The organism is Devosia sp. A369 (assembly GCF_054489345.1).
In genome coordinates, this window is record NZ_JBTMWV010000007.1 from 204,994 (window position 1) to 211,439 (window position 6,446).

7 protein-coding genes are annotated in these 6,446 nt (G+C 63.6%); 1 reads left to right on the forward strand and 6 read right to left on the reverse strand.

Annotation, left to right across the window (positions count from 1 at the left end; translation table 11 throughout):
• Positions 1 to 7: 7 nt before the first annotated feature.
• The 6 genes from ACX3OZ_RS11615 to ACX3OZ_RS11640 form a co-directional block, all read right to left on the reverse strand.
• On the reverse strand, positions 8 to 1,150 hold the full coding sequence (locus ACX3OZ_RS11615; RefSeq protein WP_459095802.1) for an extracellular solute-binding protein: 1,143 nt from the start codon (positions 1,148 to 1,150) through the stop codon (positions 8 to 10).
• Positions 1,151 to 1,164: 14 nt separating this feature from the next.
• Complete coding sequence (locus tag ACX3OZ_RS11620; RefSeq protein WP_459096099.1) at positions 1,165 to 2,250, reverse strand: carbohydrate ABC transporter substrate-binding protein; 1,086 nt, start codon at positions 2,248 to 2,250, stop codon at positions 1,165 to 1,167.
• A 102-nt stretch (positions 2,251 to 2,352) separates the two neighbouring features.
• Positions 2,353 to 3,141, reverse strand: a complete 789-nt coding sequence (locus tag ACX3OZ_RS11625; RefSeq protein ID WP_459104548.1) for an IclR family transcriptional regulator — start codon at positions 3,139 to 3,141, stop codon at positions 2,353 to 2,355.
• 12 nt (positions 3,142 to 3,153) lie between these two features.
• Complete coding sequence (locus tag ACX3OZ_RS11630) at positions 3,154 to 4,425, reverse strand: TRAP transporter large permease (protein ID WP_459095800.1); 1,272 nt, start codon at positions 4,423 to 4,425, stop codon at positions 3,154 to 3,156.
• Between the two features lie 2 nt (positions 4,426 to 4,427).
• A complete protein-coding gene (locus ACX3OZ_RS11635) occupies positions 4,428 to 4,916 on the reverse strand; it encodes a TRAP transporter small permease (RefSeq protein ID WP_459095799.1) in 489 nt (162 codons plus the stop codon).
• A gap of 57 nt (positions 4,917 to 4,973) precedes the next feature.
• Entirely contained in the window at positions 4,974 to 5,957 is a 984-nt protein-coding gene (locus ACX3OZ_RS11640) for a TRAP transporter substrate-binding protein (protein WP_459095798.1), read from the reverse strand.
• A 115-nt stretch (positions 5,958 to 6,072) separates the two neighbouring features.
• On the opposite strand from ACX3OZ_RS11640, the gene ACX3OZ_RS11645 reads away from it, so the two are divergent.
• Positions 6,073 to 6,408, forward strand: a complete 336-nt coding sequence (locus tag ACX3OZ_RS11645; protein WP_459104549.1) for an SDR family NAD(P)-dependent oxidoreductase — start codon at positions 6,073 to 6,075, stop codon at positions 6,406 to 6,408.
• Positions 6,409 to 6,446: the final 38 nt, after the last annotated feature.

Here is a 6,446-nt window from a genome sequence, read left to right on the forward strand (position 1 = left end):
TATCTATTCAGGCAGCAAAGCTGTCGGCATAGGCCGCGTTGATGGCGGCGGCACAATCCGCCGGCGTCATGGTCCCGACGAGGCAAGCATGCACCAGATCGCCGCCAATATCCTGGAACGCCATATAGCCATGGTGACGGGGCCGCAGATAAGACTGCTCCAGCGTCGGCAGCGTCGCGGCAAAGAAATTGCCGGAAGCCGCATTGCAGTCCGCATCACGCCAAGCCACGATATTGGCTGGTTGCCCACCGGCCGCAAAATACAGCCCGCGCTGACACTCCGCCGAGGCGATCCAGAACGCATATTCAGCCGCCAGCGCCGCATGGCGCGTATGGGCCGAAATCGCGATGCCAGTGCCGCCAATCGGCGACCCCAGCGGCCCGGCATCGCCCAGCGCCGGAATATTGGCCGCCTGCACGTAATGCGGACGGAAGCCGGGGCGCGAATAATTGGTGTAGCCGTAAAGATAGGGCACATAGCTGTGGCTTGAGCGCGCCGACAGCCATTCGTACGCCTCGATCGGGTCCATGGCGAAACAGGGCTCGGGCACATGCCGCGCCACGGCGCGCATGGTTTCCAGCACGGCGATAGCGATGGCCGGATCGGCCCCAATGCCATTGGCGCCGAACGGCGCACGCTGATTGGCCAGCAGATTGAAAAAGCTCATCAGCGCATTGATCGGCTTAAGCGGCCAGATCACCTGGCCCTGTTCGGCCAGCGCCACGACCTCGGCCCAACTGGTCGGCGCCGCCGCCAGCAGGTCGGGCCGGTAGATGGAAATGGGAGTGGCCGCGTCGATGGCCAGCGCCCATTGCCGACCGCCGAATTCATAGGAGGCGTGCGACACGCCCACCGACTCCGCCGCCAGCAGCGCCAGTTCGGCATCGCGCCCCAGCCCGTCCAGCGTCAGTAAATGGCCACCTGCCGCCGCTTCCCCGACATGGGGATGATCGATCACCATCAGGTCATATTCGAGGCTCATCGCCCCGAGCGGCCGATCGGCGAAAGCCTGCAGCGGGCGCTGCTCCCAGACAATCTCGACGCCGGGATGGCGCTCGGCAAACACCTGCGACGTCACCACCATCGGATCGTAACCGCGGGTATGGCCCCACGTCATGCCGCGCAACCGCACCTTGTCAATCCCAGCCATATCGTCCCCGTTGTCTATGCCGTCGGCAGCGATGCAGCATAGGCCGCGTTGAGGGCGGCGATGATGGCCGCGCCGGACTCATTGTTGCGCAACCCGTTTTCGAGGATCGCCGAGCCGGCTTTCTGAAACGCCATGTAGCCATCGTGACGCGGCCGCACCCAGGCGCCTTCGAGAGTGGCGCGGGTCTGGCGATAGAAGCCAAGAACCGGTGCATTGACCGCTTCGTCATCCCAGGCCGCCGCATGGCCCGCCTGACCGCCGGCCTGGGTATAGGTGGTCTTTTGTACGGCCTCGCCGGCCACCCAGAACGCATAGTCGAGCGCCTGCTCGATGGCCGCCGAATGGTTGGACACGGCAATGCCGGTGCCGCCCAGTGCCGATCCGATCGGACCGGAAACGCCAGCCGCAGGAATATCGGCAAAGCCGGCCCGCTGCGGGCGGAAACCGTCGGTGGCGTAGCTGAGATAGCCATAGGTCAGCGGCAGCAGGGCCGTATCGGTGTCGTCGCTGGCCAGCAGTTCCAGCGCGGCGATGGGATCAAGCTCCCAGCAATCGTCGCGGACCAGGCCCATCAATTCGGCCAGCAGTTCCAGCACCCGCACGCCGGCGGCTTCCTCGATCAGCTTGCCACCCGGCGCCGCCGCGCAGGGCGTGCCCAGATTGGCCGCTAGCGTATAAAAGCTCATCAGCGCATGCGGCGACCGCATCGGAATCAGCACGCGCCCCTGTTCGGCCAGCTCAACGACCTGTTCCCAGCGCGTCACCGGCCCGCCCAGCAGATCAGGACGATAGGCCTGCACCTGCGCGGCCGCATCGATGGGCAGCGCCCACTGGTGCCCCTGCCAGTGATAGCTGGCAAATGACTGACCCACCGAATGGGCAGCCAGCCCGGCCAGCGCCTCGGCCCGGTCGGCACGATCCAGCGGCACCAGGCAATTCTCGCGCGCAATCTGGCCAACATGGGGATGATCGATCACCAGCAGATCGTAGCGCCGCGCCAGCTCATCGACCGGGAAGCTCTCGAAATCCTGCAGGCTCCGCTGCTCCCATTCAATGGTCACGCCGGTCAGCGCCTGCCATTGGCTGGAGGTTGCCACCATCGGGTCAAAGCCGCGCGGATGACGCCAGGTAATACCTTTGAGCGTTGTCAAATCAGTCTCCGAAATAAACTATCGCCGAGGGCGCCGCAGCAGTGGCGGCGCTCAGGCGTTCTGCATGATGGTGTTGAGCTGCTGGCCGGCTTCGACGACCTTTTCCAGCACTGTGTCCAGCGTGGCGCGCATCCGCCGCTGCGGCAGGAACAGGCAGGTGATCGCGCCCAGCGAGCGCCCCTGCGCGTCCAAAATCGGCGTACTGAGATTGACCACCCCAGCAGTCACCTCGCTCTCGCGCCGTTCGAAGCCATTGGCCACGAGCTCGGCAAAGCGGCTGCGGAATGCCGCCTGTTCGCTGGCAGAAAAACCGTCCAGCAAGCTCTGCTGGCGGGCGGCAGACTGATGCGCCGCAATGGCCACGCCCGAGCTGGTTTCCATGACCGGAAAGCGCGAGCCCAGCCGGATGGTATAATGCATCGCCATAGGGCTATCGGCCTGCGCCAGAATGACCAGCGAGGCGCCACTGATGGCGGCCAGATGACAAGACTGGTCGGTCTCTTCGGCCAGCCGTTCCAGAATGGGCGTCGCATGGCCGATCAGCCGTTGCAGCGGCGGGTGCCGGCTGGCTATCTCGAACAGCTTGAGCGTGAGGGCATAGCGGTCGCTCTCCTCATCGCGATGCAACAGGCCCAGCCGGTGCAGCGAGACCACCACCCGGTAGATCTGGCTGGTCGACCGCCCCAGCCGCACCGCCATGTCGGTCACGGTCAGCCCGGCGATTTCACCGGCCACCAGGTCGATGATCTCGAAGGCCTTGTCGACCGCCGGCGCCGAATAGCTCGGCTGGCCGGCATCCCCGTTCTGGGTGTTGTCCTCGCTCATCATGTCCTCGCTCATCATGTCCTCGCGCTAGAGATGGGCCAAGCCGGTACTGAGCACCGGAACCGCGATCAGCACCATGGCAAACACCAGATAGGCGGCAATCATCGGCAGCACGGCGCGGGTGAACGCCATCAGCGGCGTCTTGGTGATGGTGCAGGTGGTGAACATGATCGTGCCCACCGGCGGAGTAACACCGCCCAGATGCGCCATCAGCACGAAGACCACGCCGTAATGCACCGGATCGATGCCCAGAGCATTGGTCACCGGCAGAAAGATCGGCCCCAGGATCAGGATCAGCGCCGTGCCCTCGATAAAGGCCCCAGCTATCAGCAGCACCCCGGCAATCAGCGTCAGCAGCAGCGTGCTGTTGTCGGTCACCTGCAACAGGCCTTCGGCAATGGTCTGCGGCACCCGTTCAAAGGTCAGCACCCAGCTGAAGGCCGTCGAGGCCGCCAGCACCAGAATGATCGCCGCCGTGGTCGATACCGTCGAGCGCATCGCCAGCCAGACCGACTTCCAGTCGGCCTCGCGATAGGCAATGACGCAGATCAGGGTATAAACCACCGCTACACCCGCCGCTTCGGCCGGGGTGAAGATACCACCGCGAATGCCCAGGATGATCAGCACCGGCAGCAAAATCGCCGGCAGCGCCATCAGGAAGGCCCGGAACAATGCGGGGTCGCTCGGCTTGGCCTCGGTCGGCGGATCCCAGCGGTTCCTGCGGGTAATGACATAGGTCTGGCCCATCATCATCACCGCCAGCAGCAGGCCGGGCAGCACGGCGCCCGCAAACAGCGCGCCGATGGAGGTGTTGGTGACGAAGCCGAACAGGATCAAGCCGATCCCGGGTGGGATCATCGGCGCAATCAGCGACGACATGGCGGTCAGGGCGCTGGAATAGGCCAGCGGATAGCCGCGCTTGGTCATCTCGGGCACGAGAATTTTGGCCTGCATGGCCGCATCGCCATTGGCCGAACCCGACATACCGGCCAGCAGCGTCGACAGCAGCACGTTGGTCTGCGCCAACCCGCCCCACATGCGACGGGTCAGCACCCCGGCAAAATCCATGACGCGGCGGCTGATGCCCGAAATATTCATCAGCTCGCCGGTGAGGATGAACAACGGCACCGCCAGCAGCGGAAAGCTCTGGGTGCCCTGCACGATGCGCTGCGCCAGCACCACATCCATCACCGCCGGCTCGAACACCACATAGGCGACCGACAGCGACAACAGGATGAGCCCGACGGGCATGCCCAACAACAGCAGGACAGGAAAAAGAACTGCAATAAGCCACAACATGATCAGCGCACTCCGCCGGCAGCCAGCCGCGCCAGGCGGCCAAGATAAGACAGCGCCAACAGCCCGAAGCCGATCGGCATGCTGGCATAGAGCCAGCGCGCCGAAATGCGCAGCGAGGGAATCTGGGCGCCGGTACGGATAAAGAGCTGGTAACCGGTCCAGGCGAGATAGCCGCATAGCGCGGTGACCAGCACGATCCGCAGCGCGGTGAGCGCATTGCGGATGCCGGGAGCCTTGATCCCGGAAATCAGGTCGAGCCCCATATGGGCATCATCGCGATCCGCCACGGCCAGCCCGACAAAAACCACCCAGGCAAACAGCAGCGTGGACAGGTCGAACGAGAAAATCAGCGGTGCATTGAACGCGTAGCGCATGACCACCGCCCCAAACACCACGCCGACCAGCACCACCATGACGGCGACGCCGAAAACTATCAGGACCCTGTCGATGCCGCGCAAGACAGCATCAAAGGCATTGAAAAATGCGCGCATCCTTCCCTCCACTTCGTGACGATGCCGGCCCGGGCAAAACCCAGGCCGGCATGAGGCTTACTTGCTGTCGACGATGGCCTTGGCGCGGGCATAGAGGCCCTCGCTCCATTCCGGGAAGGCATCGGCGATACCGGCGGCCCGATCGGCAAAGGCGGCGCGATCAATGTCGGCGATGATGGTCATGCCATGGGCGGCCAGCTCGGCAATGCCAGCTTCGTAGCTCGCAATCGAGGCTTCCGACATGCGGTCACAGGCGGCGTCGGCTTCTTCCTGGAAAATCGCCTGATTGGGTTCCGAGAGCGCATTGAACCAGGAGCCGCTGACGGTGATCGGGATGATGTCCAGCATGTGGTTGGTCTGGCTGAGGAACTTGGCGCTCTCATAGTGCTTCTGGTCGATGATCGACGATGGCGGCGCTTCGGCCGCGTCGATCACGCCCTGCGCCAGCGCGCTATAGACGTCGGGCCACGGCATCGGCGTCGCCGCGCCGCCGAACACCAGGCGCACCATCTCCGTATAGATGGTCACCGGCTGCACGCGGATGCTCAGGCCCTCGGAATCAGCGGGGGAGCGCACTTCCCTGGACTGGGTATAGAGATCGCGCACGCCAAAATGGGCGTAGCACATCACCTTGATATTGCTTTCGGCGACCTTGGCCTCAAGCTCCTTGATCAGCTCGCTGGCGAGCAGACGCTTGGCGCCATCGAAATCGGGATAGAGGAACGGGTACAGCACGATGGAATAGTCGGGGGCGTAGTCGGCCAGCATGCCGATACCCACCTGCCCCATCAGGTCCGCGCCGAACGACATCTGTTCGGTGACGGCGCCATTTTCGCCCAGCTGACCGCTCGGAAACAGCTCGATCTTGATCTCGCCATTGCTGCGCGCGGCAATGGTCTCAGCCATCTGCGCGGCGGCCACATGCACAAAATGTTCAGGCGAATTCATGTGGGCGAAGCGCAGCACGGATTCGGCCTGGGCCGCGCCAGAGAACAGGACAGCCGTCAGCGCGGCCACGGAAATGGTGGACATAAATTTCATGGAGAACTCCCAGATTGCTGCCGTGGCTCTTCCCTGCAGCATTTTCGTATATGACAATTGTTTTTCATATATCGATGAACTACCAAACGTCAACCGAAGCCATGGAAGGATGGAAATGACCAAGCTCGACGGGAAAACCGTGCTCATCACCGCAGCGGCACAGGGGATTGGTAAGGCCAGCGCCTTGGCTTTCGCGGCTGCCGGCGCCAGGGTGATCGCCACCGACATCAATGCCGCCCAGCTTGGCGAGATGGACCAGCATCCTGCGATCGAGACACATCTGCTCAATGTGCTCGATACCGAAGCGGTGCGTCAGTTAGTGGCGCAGCTTGGCCCCATCGACGTGCTGTTCAACTGTGCCGGCTGTCAACGGCGGAGTAAAATCCGGCCATTAGGCGGAGCAAGACCAGGCCACCTTTGGCGCGCACATGAGACCGCCGGGAGGGCATAGCCCGAGCGGGGGTCTCATGTGCGCGTGCGATTTTTGAG